Source organism: Piscinibacter sp. PDB5-1 (genome assembly GCF_056676035.1).
In genome coordinates, this window is record NZ_JBWVZL010000005.1 from 110,115 (window position 1) to 126,376 (window position 16,262).

Below are 16,262 nucleotides of genomic sequence, written 5' to 3' on the forward strand. Positions count from 1 at the left end.
TTGGCGCGCCCGGCTGGGATCGAACCAGCAACCCCTGCCTTCGGAGGGCAGTACTCTATCCATTGAGCTACGGGCGCGAAGGCCGCGATTCTATCAGCGCACCGTCGGCGGACTCGGGTTGGCAGGGCCCCCACCCTATAATCCGGAGCTTTTGCGCTCTGCGTCACCCCGTTTCCCGCCGCCGAGGAATTCATGACTGAAGCCAACCACACCGACGCCCACGACGCCCCGCACGAAGGGCCCATCAAGACCCCGAAGCAACTCGTCGTTGCGGTCCTCTTCGCCTTCATCGTGCCCATCATCGGCATCATCCTGCTGGTGACCTACGTGGCCTCGGGCAGCAAGACCGGGGCGGGCAGCTCGGGCATGGAAGAAGAAACCATCTCGCGTCGCATCCAGCCGGTGGCCAGCGTCGAGGTGAAAGACGCCTCGGACGTGGCCTCGCTGAAGGCCGGTGACCAGGTCTATGCCGCGCAGTGCGCGGCCTGCCACGGCAGCGGCGCGGCCGGTGCCCCGAAGCTCGGTGACACGGCGGCCTGGGCCGCCCGCATCGGCCAGGGTTTCGACGCGCTGCTGACCAGCGCCCTGAAGGGCAAGGGCGCGATGGGCCCGCAAGGCGGCGGTGATTTCAGCGACTTCGAAATCGCCCGTGCCGTGGCCCACATGGCCAACAAGAGCGGCGCGAACTTCCCCGAGCCCAAGGCCCCGGCCGCTGCCGCACCCGCGGCCGACGCCGCCCCGAAGGTGGACGACAGCGCCGCCGTCGCCGCGGCTGCGGCCGTGGCTGCCGCCAACGCCACGCCGGCCGCAGCGCCCGCCAAGGCCGATGCATCGCCCGCGCTGTACGCCCAAGCCTGTGCCGTGTGCCATGGCGCTGGCGTGGCGGGTGCGCCGAAGACCGGCGACAAGGCCGCCTGGGCCCCGCGCGTGTCGCAAGGCGTGGATGCGCTGACCGCCTCGGCGATCAAGGGCAAGGGCGCGATGCCCCCGCGCGGTGGAGCTTCGGCGTCCGATGCCGACATCAAGGCCGTCGTGACCTACATGGTCAACGCCTCGAAGTAAGCCCTGCGCCGCTGGCGCTCCGCGCGCCACGACAAAGCCGGCCCGAGGGCCGGTTTTCTTTTGGGCGATCCGATGTGGGGTGGGCGCGCTTGCATCCGATCGACCAGGGGCTGCGTATGGGGTCGGACTGTCTGGCTCGCCGAGGCGAGCGGCTGTTTTCTCATCCTCACCGACCCAGGAGATCCCCATGAAGAACGTTCTGCTGTTGAGCGCCACCGCTGTCGTGCTGGCGGCTTGCGCTTCGTCGCCCGCGCCGATGGCGGCGGTGGACAACGCCACGCTGCCCGAGGCGGTGCGTGTGCCGGCCGGCCAGAAGTGGCGCATGAGCACCACCGCCACCGGCGAGATCACGTACGAATGCCGCGAGAAGAAAGACATGGTCGGCGCCTACGAGTGGGTGTTCGTCGCGCCGGTCGCCACGCTGTATGGCAGCGGCAAGCAGGTGGTCGGCAAGTACTACGCCGGCCCGACCTGGGAGTCGAACGATGGCTCGAAGGTGGTGGGCAAGCAGGTGGCGGTCGCCCCGGGCGGCACGGGCAACATCCCGCTGCAGCTGGTGAAGGCCGAGCCGGCGATGGGCATGGGCGCGATGCAGGGCGTGAGCTTCATCCAGCGGCTCAACACGCAGGGCGGCGTGGCGCCGGCGATGGCCTGTGATGCCTCGGCCAAGGGGCGCCGCCAGCAGGTGGCGTACGCGGCCGACTACGTGTTCTACGGTTCCTGAGCCGGTGCGTCGGCCGGCGCCGTGCTCAATGCGCGGTGGCGGCCGGGGCCTTCACCGCCTGCGGGCTGAGCTGGTGACCGAAGCGCTCGCTCAGGTCGGCGAAGCGCACGTCTTGCGGCGACCAGAGGCCCTGCTCGATGGCGTCGGCGGCGCTGTGCATGTCGAGCGTGTGCACGATGCCCAGGCCCTGGTCGGTGGCGAGAAAGAGCCGGCCCGATTCATCGAGCCAGGCCGATTCGACCTGCGCGGCGACGCCGGTGTGCGAGCGCACGCGCGGGGCGCTGCCCTCGATCGCATCGAGCCGCCACACCCATGGGGCAGCTTCGAGTTCGACGTAGACGCGCTGCGGCCCGTTCTGGAAGAACCAGCAGCCGGCGTCGTCGCGCTCGTAGTTGCGCGCGATGAACTCGCGCAGCTTGTCGTGCTCAATGCGGCTGCCCTTGACACGCGGGAAGGGGCCGGCCGCCTGCGTGCGGTCGTCGCGCATGTACCAGTCGCCGCGTGCGTCGAGTGCGAGCCAGCCGCAGCAGTCGGGCACGTTGGGCCACTTCTTCAGTGCGGCTTTGACGAGGTCGTCCATTCAGGCTCCTGCGGTGTGGGGGGCGGCCCAGGCCATCACCCGCTCGGGCAGCGTCAGCACATGGCCGGGCCAGCGCCCACGGGGAAAGCCGACGTGACCGCCGTGGTCGGGTTGCCACAGCGTGACGAAGTCGCCGACTTCGCCCGCGCGAGGCAGGCTGTGCGCTGGCACGAAGGGGTCGTTGCGCGCGTTGAGCACCAGCGCCGGCACGCGGATGCGGTGCAGGTGCGGCTTGGCCGAACCGCGCGCCCAGTAGTCTTCGGTGTTCTTGAAGCCATGCAGCGGCGCAGTGAAGACGTTGTCGAAGTCGTACAGGGTGCGCACGTTGCGCAGTGTGCTCGCATCGAAAAGACCGGGATGCTGGCGCAGTTTGGCCTCGGCCTTGGGCACCATGGTGCGCAAGAACATGCGCGTGTAGATCAGGCGATTGAAGCCTTGGCCGATGCACTCGCCGCCGGCGGCCAGATCGACCGGCGACGACACCGCCGCCACCGCGCTCACGGTGCGGGTGGCGGTCTCGCCAGCTTCTTCGGCCCAGCGCAGCAGCGCGTTGCCGCCGAGCGAGACGCCGATCGCGACGATGGGACCGACGTGCTGCTGGCGCAGGCGGTCGAGCACCCAGCCGATCTCTTCGAAATCGCCCGAGTGGTAGGCGCGCGGCGCGAGGTTCAGCTCACCCGAGCAGCCGCGGAAGTGCGGCACGACGAAGTGCCAGCCGTTCTCACGCGACCAGTTGGCGAAGGCCTCGGCGTAGTGGCTGCGCGACGAGCCTTCGAGCCCGTGAAACAGCACCAGCAGCGGCCGCACCAGCGCTTCGGCGTGGCCCATCTCGACCTGCCAGTCGAGGTCGATGAAGTCGTGGTCGGGGGTGGTCCAGCGCTCGCGGCGGTACACCGGCGCGGGCCCCTGGAAGCGGCGCGAAAACAGCGCCGGCCAGATCGTCTGCAGGTTGCCGCCCAGTACGCCCCGGCCCATCAGCCAGTTCGGCGCCGAATACTCGTTCATGGTCCCGCCTGTCCCGCCCTCGGCATGTTTGCTCGGTCAGTGCAGCACCGACGGCATCTCGCCCATGTCGGGCAGCTCGTGCGACATCGCCCGGCTCGCGTGGTGCGTCACCATGCGCCAGCCCTGCGCCGTCTTGAGGTAGACGTTGGTGGCGATCACGTAGCCCACCTGCGTGCCTTCGTCGTTGGTCACGCGGATGCGCTCCAGCACGCTGTGCACGGCGCTGGTCTGCGTTTCGAGCCGGCGCACCTTCTCGGGCTGCGCATCGACGCCGCCGCTGCCGAACATGGACTCGAAGCTCGCGCGGATGGCCATCGGCCCCACCACGCGCGGGCCTTCGGGGTGCACGCAGGTGATCTCGTCGTCGTCGGACCACACGGCCATCAGCTTGTCGATGTCGCCACGTTGCATCGCTTCGTAGAACTGCTGCTCGATGTCATCGGGCGAGGCCATCAGCGCAGCGGCGGGGGGCTTGGGTCGTGCCATGTGGGTCTCGTCGGTTCAGGGATCGTCGGCTCAGAGAAAGGCGACCGTCTTGTGGCCGTTGAGCAGCACGCGGTGCTCAACGTGCCATCGCACGGCGCGTGCCAGCACCATGCACTCCACGTCGCGGCCGACGGCGGTCATGTCTTGCGCGCTGAGCGAGTGGTCCACGCGGGCGACGTCTTGCTCGATGATCGGGCCTTCGTCGAGGTCGGCGGTCACGTAGTGCGCGGTCGCGCCGATCAGCTTCACGCCGCGGTCGTGCGCCTGGAAGTACGGCTTCGCGCCCTTGAAGCTCGGCAGGAAGCTGTGGTGGATGTTGATCGCGCGGCCCTTGAGAAACGCGCAGAACGCCGGGCTCAGGATCTGCATGTAGCGCGCGAGCACGACGAGGTCGATGTGGTGCTCGGTGATCAGCGCCTCGACCTGCTGCTCTTGCGCGCGCTTGGCCTCGGCCCCCGCACCGGCCGCCAGCGGCAGGTGGTGGAAGGGGATGCCGTAGCGTTCGGCCAGCCCGGCGAAGGTCGGGTGGTTCGACACGATGGCCGGGATGTCCACGTTCAGGTGGCCCGATTGCCAGCGGTACAGCAGGTCGTTCAGGCAGTGGCCGTGCTGGCTCACCATCAGCAGCAGGCGCGGCCGGCGCGCCACGCTGTGAAAGCGCGCGTCGAGGCCGAACTGGTCTTTCACGCTCTTGAACAGGGTTTCGAGCGTCTCGGTCTTCGCCAAGTGAGGCGGGGCTTCGAAGTGCACCCGCATGAAGAAGAGACCCGTCGCCGATTCGTTGCCTTCGCCGGGCAGGTCACCGAACTGTTGCGAGTCGAGGATGTTGCAGCCGGCCTGGTACAGCAGCCCCGACACCGCATAGACGATGCCCTTCGCGTCGCGGCACGACAGGGTCAGGATGAATTCTTGATTGCGTGTCATGGGTGGGGCCCGGAGGAGGTGGCCATTGTACGAACGGGGTTGCATCGCAATCGTGGGATGCAGCGCGAAGCCGCATGAAACCTAGAATCGCGCGAGCCGTGAACCGCCTCACGGACGAGCCTGCCACACGCCCATGACACTGCCCGTCGATGACTGGAGCGACAAGAGCCGCGACCTCGCGCGCCTGCTGGCCCGTGCAGGAATTGGCGATCGCGCCGCCTTTGCCCAGCTCTACCAGCGCACCAGCGCGCATCTGCTGGGCGTGGTGCTGCGTATCAACCGGGACCGGGCGCAGGCCGAAGACGTGCTGCAAGAGGTGTATGTGAACGTGTGGCGTGCCGCGAAGACCTTCGACGCGGCGCAGAGCCAACCGCTCACCTGGCTGACCAGCATCGCGCGAAACCGCGCCATCGACAGCCTGCGCCGCAAGCAGACCGAACCGCAAACCCAGCCCGCCACCCTCATCTCTGACGACAACGAGGAACGCAACGTGTACGACGACGTGGCCGACGACGCCCCCGGGCCCCTGGCGCTTTTGAGCCGGGCCTCGGATGCGCGCGCCCTCGCGCACTGCATGCAGGGCTTGAGCGCATCGCAGCGCCAGAGCGTCGCGCTCGCGTTCTACGACGGCCTCAGCCACGCCGAAGTCGCCGAGCAAATGCGCCAGCCGCTGGGCACCGTGAAGTCGTGGGTGCGTCGTGCCTTGCTGTCGCTCAAGTCCTGCCTCGAAGCGGCGGTCGCACGTGACGTGCGCACCGAAAGCTGATGGACTACAGCCGCCCCGCACTCGCCGACCGGTTGGCCGCCGACTACGTGGCCGGCACGCTGCGCGGCCGCGCGCGCCGTCGCTTCGAATCGCTGCTGCCCGCCCACCCGGCGCTGCGTGCGGCGGTGCGGGGCTGGGAGTCGCGCCTGATGCCGCTGACCACCACCATCGCACCGGTGCAGCCGTCGCCGCAGCTGTGGCAGCGCATCGAAGCCCGCCTCGGTGGCGCAGCGGCACCGGCGCCGACCAAGTCGCCGTGGTGGACGCAGCTCGCGATGTGGCGCAGCCTCGCCGGTGTGGCGACGGTGGCGGCGCTGACGCTGGGCGTGTTGCTCGCCGTGCCGCCGGCCGCACAAGCGCCGGTGGTGGTGGTGCTCAACGCGACCTCGCCCGTGCCGGGCGGTGCGGTCGTGCCCGCAACCTTCGTCGCCAGCATCAGCGGCGATGGCCGTGCCGTGGTGACGAAGCCGCTCACACCCGTCAGCGTGCAGGCCGACCGCACGCTCGAACTCTGGGCCGTACCGCCCGAGGGCGCCCCGCGCTCGCTGGGCTTGATCTCGGCACAAGGTGCGACCGTGGTGAAGAAGGGCCGCGTGCTCGACAACACCGCGGCGCTGGCCGTCAGCCTGGAGCCGCCGGGGGGCTCGCCGACCGGCGCACCGACGGGGCCGATTCTTTACGTTGGCAAGCTCACGCTCTGAGCGACGCGTGGGCCGTGCGCTGGGGCGCCCTTGCTCGCCGGTGCATCCGCCAGCGGCGAGCGCACGGACGACACACACAGCCGACGCGCACAACCGGCACTCGCAACCAGCACGTACAAGCAATGCCGCAAACAAAAAGGCCGGTGCAGGGCACCGGCCTTTTTAAAAGAGCCCGAGGGCTCTGGTCACTTCAAGTGGCTGTTGACCAGCTTGGTCAGCTCGAACATCGAGACTTGCGCTTGCTTGACGACTTCCTTGAGCTTGGCGTCTGCGTTGATCAGCGTGCGCTTCACGCTGTCTTGCAGGTTGTGCTTCTTGATGTATTCCCAGACCTTCTTCGTGACCTCGGTGCGGGGCAGCGGCGAGTTGCCGATGATCGCTGCGAGTTGGGCGCTGGGGGTCAAGGGCTTCAGGAAGGCCGCGTTGGGGGTGCGCTTCTTGGCCGGAGCCTTCTTCGCCGCCGCCTTCTTGGCGGGCGCTGCCTTCTTCGCAGCGACCTTCTTCGCGGGCGCGGCCTTCTTTGCCGGAGCCGTCTTCTTCGCCGCAGGCGCCTTCTTTGCTGCCGCCTTTTTGGCGGGGGGCGTCTTACGGGTCGGGGGTTTCGCAGTTGCCATGTCGAATCTCTCCATCAAGATGTTGTTGATGTGCCCGGGTTGGGTGAAGACCGCATGAGCCTTCTGTTCTCCATGAACCGCGTGCGAGGCGAATCCTACAGCGAGAGTTCAGCAGTGAGAAGCCGTTTTCCCAGGTAAATCGTGCATTCGCGCGGCTTGCAGCGGCGTTTTGTCGTCGCATCGCATCATTCATGCGGCCCCGAGGGCTCGAACTTGTAGCCCACGCCGTAAACCGAGTGGATGAGTTCGCGTTGCGGCGCGGCTTCGGCGACCTTCTTGCGCAGCTTCTTCACGTGGCTGTCCACCGTGCGATCCGACACCACGCGCTCGTCGCGGTACATCGCATCCATCAGCTGGTCGCGCGTGAAGATGCGCCCCGGTTGCGCGGCCAGCACCTTGAGCAACTGGAACTCGACCGCGGTGAGCCCGAGGTCGCGGCCGTCGAGCGTGGCGCGCCAGCCCGCGTCGTCGAGCAGCAGGCCGCTGTCGGTGCCGGCTGCACCACCGAGCGTGCGGCGCAGCACGGCCTTCACGCGCGCCACCACCTCGCGCGGGCTGAAGGGTTTGCAGATGTAGTCGTCGGCGCCGAGCTCGAGGCCGAGCAGGCGGTCGATCTCTTCGACGCGAGCGGTGACCATCACGATGGCTGCACGCGTTTGGTTCGGCCCGGGTGCACGCAGCGCTTTGCACACGTCGAGGCCGCTCTTGCCCGGCAGCATCAGGTCGAGCAGCACGAGGTCGGCGCCGTGCGCCTGCATCCACGGCTCGACCTCGTCGCCGCGCATCAGGCGGTGCGTCTCGAAGCCGTGCTGCACGAGGTAGTCGCGCAGGATGTCGGCGATCTTGTCTTCGTCTTCGACGATGAGGATGCGTTCAGGCATGGGGCGCCTCGGTCTCAATCAGCGGGAAGGTGATGCGCCACGCCAGCCCGCCGAGCGCGCTGGCCCCGGCCTGCAGCGTGCCGCCATGCGCTTCGACGATGGCCTGCACGATCGCGAGGCCCAGCCCCGAGCCGCCGCCCGCGCGGCTGCGCGAACCATCGACGCGGTACAGCCGCTCGGTCAGGCGTGGCAGTTCGGCCTCGGGCACACCGGGCGACGAGTCGCGCCAGTCGAGCACCGCGCGCGGGCCGTCGCGTGTGAGCGTGACTTCGAGCGTGCCCGGCGCGTCGGTGTAGCGCAGCGTGTTTTGCAGCAGGTTGGCGAAGACCTGCGCGAGCCGCGTCGCGTCGCCGTCGATGCGCAGGTGTTCGGCCAGCGTGGTGCGCAGCGTGAGGCCCTTGGTGTGCAGCGCGCTCGCGTGCACCGCGAGGCCGTCGTCGATCAGCTCGGCGAGGTCGAGCGCCTCTTTCTGGTACGTGAGCGCGCCCAGGTCGGACAGCGACAGCACGCGCAGGTCTTCGACCAGCCGCGCGAGCTGCGCCACCTCTTGCGCGAGCGAGCCCACGCTGCCTTGCGTGAGCGGGCGCACGCCGTCTTGCAGCGCTTCGATCTCGGCGCGCAGCACCGCGAGCGGCGTGCGCAGTTCGTGGGCGATGTCGGCGATCCACTGCTGGCGCGCGCGGCGTGCGGCGTCGAGCGTTTGTGCGAGCTGGTTGAAGTCTTGCGCCAGCTGCGCCAGCTCGTCGTGGCCTTGCGGTTCGATGCGCTCGTCGTAGCGGCCCTGGATCAGCGCGTGCGCGCCCTGTGCCAGCCGGCGGATGCGCCGCGACAGCCAATCGGCCAGCAGGGCAGCGATCACCAGGCCGGCCAGCAGCATCACCACCGCGATGGCGGCGAACTTGCGGTTCTGCTGCGCGGCGAACAGTTTTTCGAGCGACTCGACGATCTTCAGCCGCGGCACATACCCCAGGTGCCCGACCACCGTGCCGTCGAGCGTGATGGGCTTCAACACCGCCTCGGGCACCATCTCGGCGCGGCCGACGACCAGGTGACGCTCGGCATCGAACAGCATCAAGCGGGGGTCGATGGTCAGCAGCAGGTCGCTCGACGGCGGCGGTGCGGCCTGAGGCGTCGAGGCGGCGCGCGCCACCACCGGCGCGCTCGGGCCGACCTCGTCGGGGCGCCGGATCGGCGGGCGCGGCGCGCCCATCACCTCGCGCGTGAGGTCGTAGAACTTGCGGCGTTCTTCACCACTGAAGCGCCACGCACCGTCGCGCCGGTAGACCTCGCCCAGGCGCACGACCAGCGGCTGCAGGCGTGCTTCGTCGGCGCGGTTCAGGTACTCGACCAGGCCCTGGTCGAAGCTCCAGCTGAAGACGATGAAGGCCGTCAGCGCGAGCAGCGCGTTCGCCCCGGCAATCGCCGCGAAGAGCTTGATGCGCAGCGTGTCGAAACGCGCGAGGCCGCGACGGGCCACCGGGCGCGAGGGCGAAGAAGAGGCGGGCGTCATGGGCGGCAAGTCTGGGCGCGAACTGGGCAAGCACTGTGCACGCGGGCTTGAACAGGCCTGCACGCCACGGGTTTCTGTTTGTAAACCAGACTTCCTCGGTTCTTCCTCAGTGCTGCGGCTTTTGGTGGCCACACTGCCCACCAACGCTCTGACCTCGACTTCACCGATGACCGCCTCGCCCACCCCTGCCCGCGCCGCCTGGCGCCGCCGTGTGTTCAACCGCTACACCATGGGCGTGCTGGTGCTCGCACTGGCCGGCGCTGGCTTCTGGGGTTGGCAGCGCAACAACGGCGCGAAGAACGCCCGCCAGCAATTCAACATCGCCAGCGTGCAGCGCGGTGACATCCAAGACCTGGTGACCGCCACCGGCACCGTGCAGCCGCGCGACTACGTGGACGTGGGCGCGCAGGTCTCGGGGCAGCTGAAGAAGCTGCACGTCGAGGTGGGCTCGCTGGTCAAGCAGGGCGACCTGCTGGCCGAGATCGACCCCACCGTGCTCACCGCCAACGTCGAAGCGCGCCGCGCCGGCCTGCGCAACCAGCAGGCCACGCTGAAAGACCGCGAGGCGCAGCTCGCGCTCGCGCAGATTCAATACCAGCGCCAGAAGAACCTCGCCGCCGAAGACGCCACCACCGCTGAGCAGGTGCAGCAGGCCGAGGCGGCCCTGCGCTCGGCGCGCGCGCAGCTCGACGCCGTGCGCGCACAGATCGAGCAGACGCAATCGACGCTGCGCGCCGACGAGGCCAACCTCAACTACGCCCGCATCTACGCGCCGATGGGCGGCACCGTCGTCACCGTCACCGCGCGCCAGGGCCAGACGCTCAACGCCAACCAGTCGGCCCCGGTGGTGCTGCGCATTGCCGACCTCTCGACGATGACGGTGCAGACGCAGGTGTCCGAGGCCGACGTGAGCAAGCTGCGCCAGGGCATGGAGGTCTACTTCACCACGCTCGGCAGCCAGGGCCGCCGCTGGTACGGCAAGCTGCGCAAGGTCGAGCCCACGCCGACGGTGACCAACAACGTGGTGCTCTACAACGCACTGTTCGACGTGCCGAATGCGAACCAGCAGCTGATGTCGAACATGACCGCGCAGGTCTTCTTCGTTGCCGCGCAGGCCGACGACGTGCTGCTGGTACCCGTGGCCGCCGTGCAGCGCGCACCGATGGGCGGGGGCGCGCGGCGCGGGCACGAAGACGCCGGCGGCGCGGCGCCCTCGGTGGTTGCCTCGGGCGTGGCGGCGGTGGCCGATGGTGCGGCCTCGTCCCCGCGCCGCGAGCGCCGCCGTGCCGAACGCGAGGCCGCAGGCAGCGACGCCCCGGCGCGCGGGGCGACGGCCGCGAGCGACGCCGCTTCGCGCGCGCCGGTGTCGGCCGGGTTCGCCGCCACACCCGCGGCGCGTGGCCCGCGCAAGGGCACGGTCAAGGTGATCGACGCCCACGGCCAGGTCGAAGAACGTGCGGTCGAACTGGGCATCACCAACCGCGTGCAGGTGCAGGTGCTGGCCGGCCTGAAAGAAGGCGAGCAGGTGATCGCCGGCGCCAAGGCCCCGCCGGCGGCCAGCGGCTCGCGCGGCGCCAGCAACGCCGGTGCGCCGCCCGGCTTCGGCGGTGCGCCGGGCGGCCTGGGTGGTGCAGGTGCGGGTGGTGCCGGCGCGGGCGGACGCGGAGGCCGTTGATGCACAGCGACCCTCACCTCACCGGCGCGGACCCTGCGGTGCTCGACGCGGCCTCGCCACGCGGCGGGCCCGGCCGTGGGCCCGGCGACGTGCCGCTGATCGACCTGCGCGGCGTCACCAAGACCTACTTCAACGGCGACCTCGCCACGCAGGTGCTGCACGGCATCGACCTGCAGATCTACGAAGGCGAGTTCGTCGCGATCATGGGCAGCTCGGGCTCGGGCAAGTCCACGCTGATGAACATCCTCGGCTGCCTCGACCGGCCGACCGGCGGCAGCTACCGCTTTCGCGGCCGCGACGTGTCGAACTTCTCGCGCGACGAACTCGCGGTGCTGCGGCGCGACGACTTCGGCTTCGTCTTCCAGGCCTACCACCTGATCCCGGGCGCGAGCGCGGCCGGCAACGTCGAGGTGCCGGCCATGTACACCGGCCTGGCCGCTGAAGAACGCCATGCGCGGGCGCGCGAGCTGCTGGGCGAACTGGGCCTCGGTGAACGCCTGCATCACCGGCCCAACCAGCTGTCGGGCGGCCAGCAGCAGCGCGTGTCGATCGCGCGTGCGCTGATGAACGGCGGGCGCATCATCCTCGCCGACGAGCCCACCGGCGCACTCGACAGCAAGACCGGCGACGAGGTGATGAAGCTGCTGGCCGAGCTGTCCGCGCGCGGTCACACCGTGCTGCTGATCACGCACGAGAAAGAAGTCGCCGCCCACGCGCATCGCCTCATCGAGATCAAGGACGGCCGCGTCATCGCCGACCCCGGCCCGCCGCCGGTCGATGCCGGGCGCCCGACCTTCCAGGCGCCCGCCGTGGCGAGCGAACCTTCGCCGCTGACCGACATGGTCGAAGCCGGCCGCATGGCCTGGCGCTCGCTGCGCGCCAACATGTTTCGCGCCGCACTCACGCTGCTGGGCATCGTGATCGGCGTCGGCTCGGTGATCGCCATGCTGGCCATCGGCGACGGCGCCAAGCAGGCCGTGGTGGACCGCATCAGCGCGATGGGCTCGAACCTCTTGCTGGTGCGCCCAGGCGCACCCAACCAGCGCGGCTTCAGTGCCACCTCAACGCTCGTCGTGGCCGATGTGAAGGCCATCGACGACGAGGTGCCCAATGTGCTGGCCGCCGTGCCCGAGCAGACCAGCAACGCCACGCTGCGCTATGGCGACGCCGACGTCAGCACGCAGATCAACGGCACCTCGTCGAAGTTTCCGCAGGCGCGCCAGTGGCCGCTGGCCGAGGGTGCGTTCTTCAGCGACGAAGACGAGGCCAACAACGCGACCGTCGCGGTGCTCGGCAAGACGGTGGCCAAGGCGCTCTTTCCCGATGGGCGCAGCCCGCTCGGCGAGTACGTGCTGGTCAACAACCTGCTGTTCCAGGTGGTCGGCGTGATGGGCGAGCGCGGCGCCTCGCCGATGGGCAGCGACCAGGACGACATCGTCTTCGTGCCCTATGCGACCAGCAGCCTGCGCCTGTCGGGCCAGCGCTTCCTGCGCAACGTGACGGTGGCGGTCGAAGACGTGGGCCGCATCGACGAGACGCAGGGCAAGGTCGAACAGCTGCTGCTCGAACGCCACGGCGTGGTCGATTTCCAGATCCGCAACATGGCCTCGATCATCGAGACCACCGAAGAGACGCAGAACACGATGACGCTGCTGCTCGGCTCGATCGCGGCGATCTCGCTGCTGGTCGGCGGCATCGGGGTGATGAACATCATGCTGGTGTCGGTCACCGAGCGCACCCGCGAGATCGGCATCCGCATGGCCACTGGCGCGCGCGAGGCCAACATCAAGATGCAGTTCCTGATCGAGGCCGTGGTGGTGTCGGCACTCGGTGGCGCCATCGGTGTGGTGGGCGGGCTCGCCACCGCCGCGCTCATCGCCGGCTTCGGCACGCCGGTGAAGTTTTCGCTGCCCCCGGTGCTGCTGGCCTTCGGCTGTGCGTTCGCCACCGGCCTCGTCTTCGGCTGGCTGCCGGCCAAGAAGGCCGCCCAGCTCGACCCCGTCGTGGCCCTCGCGGCCGATTGATCCCCTGCCCATGTTGCAACCCCGACCTTCTATATATGTGCGCCGCGTGCTCGCGGCCGCGCTGGCGGCCGCGCTCGCGGCCTGCGCGACCACCGCGCCGCCGTCCTCACGCCCCGAGCTGCCGCTGCCGGCGCAATGGACCGAGGCCGGTGCGCCGCAAGGCACGGCCGTGTCGCCCGACTGGTGGCGCAGCTTCGGCTCGGACGAACTCGCCGCGTTGATCACCGAAGCGCAGGCCGGCAACCCCGAGCTGCGCATCGCCGCCGAGCGCGTCACGCAGGCCGAGCTGGCGGTGCGCAACGCGGGCGGCTCGCTCTTCCCGTCGCTCGACCTGAGCGGCAGCACCGGGGGCCGCCGCAGCGACAGCGCCGGCAGCGAGGCCAGCAGCAGCCGCTCGACCAGCGTCGGCCTGAGCGCGAGCTACGAGATCGACCTGTGGGGGCGGCTCGCGGCCGGCGTGCGCGGGGCCGAGGCCAGCCGCGGCGCCACGCGCTTCGACCGCGACGCGGCCCAGTTGTCGCTCGGCAGCGGCGTGGCCAATGCGTACTTCCAGGTGCTGGTCCTGCGCATGCGGCTGGTGACGGCGCGCGACAACCTCGCCATCGCCGAGCGCGTGCTGTCGATCGCCGAAGCGCGCTACCGCAACGGCGTGGCCTCGGCGCTCGACGTGAGCCGCCAGCGCAGCACCGTGCTCGCGCAACGCGCGGCCATCACCCCGCTCGAAGTGCAAGAGCGGCAGACGCTGACGGCGCTGGCGCTGCTGCTGGGCCGCCCGCCGCAGGGCCTGGTCGTGCAGACCGCGAGCCTCGATGGCCTGCGCCTGCCCGAGGTCGCGCCCGGCCTGCCGGCCGAACTGCTGACGCGCCGGCCCGACCTCGCCAGCGCCGAGGCCCAGCTCGCGGCGGCCGATGCCGACATCGCGGCCGCACGCGCGGCGCTGCTGCCGCGCATCTCGCTGTCGGGCTCGGCCGGGTTGGCGAGCACGGCGCTGCTGTCGCTGTCGAACCCGGTCTCGTCGCTCGGGCTCACGGCCTCGGTCGTGCAAAGCCTGTTCGACGCGGGCCGGCAGCGCAACACGGTGCGCATCGGCGAGTCGGCCCAGCGCCAGCTCGTCGAGCGCTACCGACTGGCCGCGTACACCGCGCTGAAAGAGGTCGAAGACGCGCTCGGCAACGGCGGCCGTGCGCAGTCGCAAGAGCTGGCGCAGGCGGCCATCCGCGACGAAGCGCAGCGCGCCTTGCGCTTGTCGGAGCTGCGCTTCCGCGAAGGTGCCGACGACCTCTCGACCGTGCTCGATGCCCAGCGCACGCTCTTCAGTGCGCAAGACGCGCTGGCGCAGGCGCGGCTCGCGCGGCTGGCGGCGGCGGTCGATCTCTACAAGGCGCTCGGGGGCGGCTGGCAGGCGCCGGCCCCGGCGGCCGCACCCGCGCGCTGACACGACGGGCAAGCCCAAGTTGCCGGCGGTGGTCCCGCTGCACCGGCATGGGGCGATCTGCTCGCACGCTTGATCAAACTCAAGGCGCGGGGCCCCACGCGGCATGTCGGGTCGCTACGATGGGCCGAATGCAACCTTCCGGGTTGCGCTTGCGAGGCCCTCGTTGCTCTCCTGCCATGACCAGTGCCCCCAGCGACGACCCCAGCGCCCTGCTGCAACGCATCGTCGATGCCGTGCCGGCCATGCTGGCCTATTGGGACAAAGACCTGCGCTGCCGCTTCGCCAACCACGCGTACGAGCGCTGGTTCGGTGTGAAGGCCGACGCGCTCGTGGGCATGCGCATCCAGGACCTGCTCGGCCCTGAACTCTTCGCCTTGAACGAGGCCTACATCCGCGGCGCACTCGCCGGTAAAGAGCAGCTGTTCGAGCGCGTCGTCCCGGGGCCCGATGGCGTGCAGCGCCACAGCCTGGCCAACTACGTGCCCGACATCGTCGATGGCGAGGTGTGCGGCTTCGTGGCGCACGTCACCGAGGTCACGCGACTGAAGCGCACCGAAGAGCGGCTGCGCAGCGAAATGGCCGAGCGCGAACGGGTGCTCGAACGCCTGCGCGAGAGCGAGGCTGCCTTGCGCGAAGCGCAGCGCCTCGGCCAGGTCGGCAGCTGGGAGTGGGACGTCACCACGCACGAGCTGCGTTGGTCCGAGGCGCTGTACCACTTCTTCGGGCTCGACCCGAGCCAGCCGCCGCCCGCCATCGGACAACACGAGCAGCTCTACGAGCCGACCAGCTGGGCGCGCCTGCGGGCGGCAGTGAAGCGGGTGCGGCAAAGCGGCGAGCCGTGCACGCTCGACATCGAGTACCGCCGCGTCGACGGCAGCTACGGCTGGTTCGAAGCGCGCTGCGATGTGCTGCGCGACGCCAGCGGCGCGATCACGCGGCTGCACGGCGTGGTGCACGAAACCACCTGGCGGCACAGCGTGGAAGAGGCCCGCCTCGAACTGCAGGCCGTCGAAGCGGCCAATCGCAACAAGACCGCGCTGCTTTCGCGCGTGAGCCACGAGTTGCGCACGCCGCTGAACGGCATCCTCGGCTTCGCGCAGATCTTCATGGGCGATGCGTCGCTGAGCGCGAAACACCACCAGTGGGCCGAGATCATCGTGTCGAGTGGCGAGCACATGCTGGCCATCGTGGACGAGATGCTCGACCTGGCCGCCGCCGAAGCGGGGCGCCTGCCGGTGCTCGACACCGAGGTCGATCTGGTGCCGGTGCTGCAGATGGCGCTGCGGCCCGTGCGCGTGCTGGCGGCCTCGTCGGGCGTGACGCTGAACGAGCGGCTGCCCAGCGGCTCGCTGTGGGTGCGCGGCGATGCGCTGCGCCTGGGCCAGATCGCGGACAACCTGCTGTCGAACGCCATCAAGTACACGCCGCGCGGCGGTGTCGTCACGCTGTCCGCGCAGCGCCAGGGCGCGATGGTCGAGGTGCGCGTCGAAGACACCGGCGTCGGCCTGTCGCCCGAGCAGCTCAAGCGCCTGTTCATGCCCTTCGACCGGCTCGGCGCCGAGCGCACGCTCGTCACGGGCACCGGCCTCGGCCTGTCGCTCACGAAGCGCCTCGTCGAGTTGATGGATGGCCACATCCAGGTGAGCAGCGCGCCTGGGGTCGGCAGCAGCTTCACGGTGGCCTTGCCGGTCGTCGAGCCGGCCGAGCAGCCGGCCGCACCGCGCAAGGCGCGCACCGGTTGATGGTCTTCGCGGCGCGCCTTGCGTCGCCCCTGGCGCGCTGCCGGACCGAGCGCTGGCTTGACATTCAATAATGAGAATCATTATCATTCTAGCCACTGCGCGGCCTGGAGGGGCCGTCGCCCCCATGCAGCCA

General features: G+C 69.9%; 15 protein-coding genes and 1 tRNA gene. 8 read left to right on the forward strand and 8 right to left on the reverse strand.

The genetic code is table 11. The features are described 5' to 3' along the window. Position 1: 1 nt before the first annotated feature. Positions 2–77: transfer RNA gene (locus AC1KAT_RS19395), tRNA-Arg, on the reverse strand. A gap of 115 nt (positions 78–192) precedes the next feature. Here AC1KAT_RS19395 and AC1KAT_RS19400 point away from each other — a divergent pair. Both AC1KAT_RS19400 and AC1KAT_RS19405 read left to right on the forward strand, forming a co-directional pair. Then, on the forward strand, positions 193–1,062 hold the full coding sequence (locus AC1KAT_RS19400; protein ID WP_480328633.1) for a c-type cytochrome: 870 nt from the start codon (positions 193–195) through the stop codon (positions 1,060–1,062). Positions 1,063–1,249: 187 nt separating this feature from the next. After that, positions 1,250–1,786: a DUF3455 domain-containing protein gene (locus tag AC1KAT_RS19405; RefSeq protein WP_480328634.1), complete on the forward strand. Its 537-nt coding sequence runs from the start codon at positions 1,250–1,252 to the stop codon at positions 1,784–1,786. A gap of 25 nt (positions 1,787–1,811) precedes the next feature. On the opposite strand, the gene AC1KAT_RS19410 is transcribed toward AC1KAT_RS19405, so the two are convergent. Genes AC1KAT_RS19410 through purU form a run of 4 tightly spaced genes read right to left on the reverse strand, consistent with a single transcriptional unit; the run spans position 1,812 to position 4,781 of the window. Further along, positions 1,812–2,366 (reverse strand): DUF2946 family protein, encoded by a 555-nt coding sequence (locus AC1KAT_RS19410; RefSeq protein WP_480328635.1) that lies wholly within the window; start codon positions 2,364–2,366, stop codon positions 1,812–1,814. Beyond that, positions 2,367–3,371, reverse strand: coding sequence for a YheT family hydrolase (locus tag AC1KAT_RS19415; protein ID WP_480328636.1), 1,005 nt, complete (start codon positions 3,369–3,371; stop codon positions 2,367–2,369). Between the two features lie 36 nt (positions 3,372–3,407). Then, positions 3,408–3,857 (reverse strand): YybH family protein, encoded by a 450-nt coding sequence (locus tag AC1KAT_RS19420; protein WP_480328637.1) that lies wholly within the window; start codon positions 3,855–3,857, stop codon positions 3,408–3,410. A 30-nt stretch (positions 3,858–3,887) separates the two neighbouring features. Beyond that, positions 3,888–4,781, reverse strand: coding sequence for a formyltetrahydrofolate deformylase (purU, locus tag AC1KAT_RS19425; RefSeq protein WP_480328638.1), 894 nt, complete (start codon positions 4,779–4,781; stop codon positions 3,888–3,890). 133 nt (positions 4,782–4,914) lie between these two features. Here purU and AC1KAT_RS19430 point away from each other — a divergent pair, with 133 nt between their 5' ends. Next, complete coding sequence (locus AC1KAT_RS19430; protein WP_480328639.1) at positions 4,915–5,547, forward strand: sigma-70 family RNA polymerase sigma factor; 633 nt, start codon at positions 4,915–4,917, stop codon at positions 5,545–5,547. After that, positions 5,547–6,248, forward strand: a complete 702-nt coding sequence (locus tag AC1KAT_RS19435) for an anti-sigma factor (protein ID WP_480328640.1) — start codon at positions 5,547–5,549, stop codon at positions 6,246–6,248. The genes AC1KAT_RS19430 and AC1KAT_RS19435 overlap by 1 nt, the downstream gene beginning before the upstream one ends. Before the next feature lie 185 nt (positions 6,249–6,433). Here AC1KAT_RS19435 and AC1KAT_RS19440 read toward each other — a convergent pair whose 3' ends face one another. From AC1KAT_RS19440 to AC1KAT_RS19450, 3 genes are all read right to left on the reverse strand, one after another. After that, complete coding sequence (locus tag AC1KAT_RS19440; RefSeq protein ID WP_480328641.1) at positions 6,434–6,862, reverse strand: SWIB/MDM2 domain-containing protein; 429 nt, start codon at positions 6,860–6,862, stop codon at positions 6,434–6,436. Positions 6,863–7,047: 185 nt separating this feature from the next. Continuing rightward, the gene (locus AC1KAT_RS19445; RefSeq protein ID WP_480328642.1) at positions 7,048–7,743 is read right to left on the reverse strand and encodes a response regulator; all 696 of its coding nucleotides are present in this window, start codon (positions 7,741–7,743) and stop codon (positions 7,048–7,050) included. Beyond that, a complete protein-coding gene (locus tag AC1KAT_RS19450; protein ID WP_480328643.1) occupies positions 7,736–9,253 on the reverse strand; it encodes an ATP-binding protein in 1,518 nt (505 codons plus the stop codon). The genes AC1KAT_RS19445 and AC1KAT_RS19450 overlap by 8 nt, the downstream gene beginning before the upstream one ends. Positions 9,254–9,419: 166 nt before the next feature. On the opposite strand from AC1KAT_RS19450, the gene AC1KAT_RS19455 reads away from it, so the two are divergent. The 4 genes from AC1KAT_RS19455 (at position 9,420) to AC1KAT_RS19470 (ending at position 16,129) form a co-directional block, all read left to right on the forward strand. Then, positions 9,420–10,928, forward strand: coding sequence for an efflux RND transporter periplasmic adaptor subunit (locus AC1KAT_RS19455; protein WP_480328644.1), 1,509 nt, complete (start codon positions 9,420–9,422; stop codon positions 10,926–10,928). Next, positions 10,928–12,952, forward strand: coding sequence for a MacB family efflux pump subunit (locus tag AC1KAT_RS19460; protein WP_480328645.1), 2,025 nt, complete (start codon positions 10,928–10,930; stop codon positions 12,950–12,952). The genes AC1KAT_RS19455 and AC1KAT_RS19460 overlap by 1 nt, the downstream gene beginning before the upstream one ends. Before the next feature lie 10 nt (positions 12,953–12,962). Beyond that, complete coding sequence (locus AC1KAT_RS19465) at positions 12,963–14,387, forward strand: efflux transporter outer membrane subunit (RefSeq protein WP_480328646.1); 1,425 nt, start codon at positions 12,963–12,965, stop codon at positions 14,385–14,387. Between the two features lie 176 nt (positions 14,388–14,563). Beyond that, entirely contained in the window at positions 14,564–16,129 is a 1,566-nt protein-coding gene (locus tag AC1KAT_RS19470) for a sensor histidine kinase (RefSeq protein ID WP_480328647.1), read from the forward strand. Positions 16,130–16,262 lie beyond the last annotated feature (133 nt).